Origin of the sequence: Pseudooceanicola lipolyticus (assembly GCF_002786325.1) — a bacterium.
In the GTDB taxonomy this organism is placed as follows: domain Bacteria; phylum Pseudomonadota; class Alphaproteobacteria; order Rhodobacterales; family Rhodobacteraceae; genus Pseudooceanicola_C; species Pseudooceanicola_C lipolyticus.
The window spans coordinates 1-629 of sequence record NZ_PGTB01000419.1; the positions used below are offsets into that span (position 1 = coordinate 1).

General features: G+C 74.4%; 1 pseudogene. It reads right to left on the reverse strand.

Features of this window, described 5'->3' with window-relative positions:
* Positions 1-629, reverse strand: a pseudogene (locus CVM52_RS27350) (hypothetical protein); the annotation flags it as partial.

Consider the following 629-nt stretch of genomic DNA (forward strand, 5'->3'; position numbering starts at 1 on the left):
GGGGCCGGAACCCGGCCAGCCGGGCACGCGCGGCGGTGTCGGCCTCGATCTCGGGTTCGTCCCGCTGCGGGAAGGCCGCCGGGCGGGCCGGCGGCGGGCCCTGGTAGACCAGGATACCGTCGGGATTGAGCGTGCCCTCGGCCGAGGGCGTCACCAGCCCGCGCTCGTCCAGCGCGAATTCAGTGCCCGGCGCCACCGGCGAGCTGAGGATTTCCGGCGATTGATCGGTATCGTAGGACTGCGCCGGCGGCAGCGCCACGGCGTCCTGCGCCAGGTCGGTGCGGTCGATCGAGGCTACGAACAGGTCGTCCAGGCTGACCACCGGCGGCACCTCGGGCGCTTCGGGGGCGCTGGGCCAGATGCCGGTGGCGGCATAGCGGGCGACATCGGTCTCGGGCGTATCGGCCAGCGGCGCGTCGGTCTCGGCATCGGTCTCGGGTTCGGGCGCGCCGTCCTCCAGCAAGGCGGTGTCGGTGCCCTCTTCGGGTTCCGGCTCGTCGGCCAGTTCCTCCGGCAGCGGTTCATCCGCCGGCGTCTCTTCGGGCGTGCGCAGCGCGTCCAGCACCGCCGCGTCGGTATCGGTGAGGGCCGGCGCGGCGGGTTGCTCGGACGGGGCCGGCGCCGGTGTG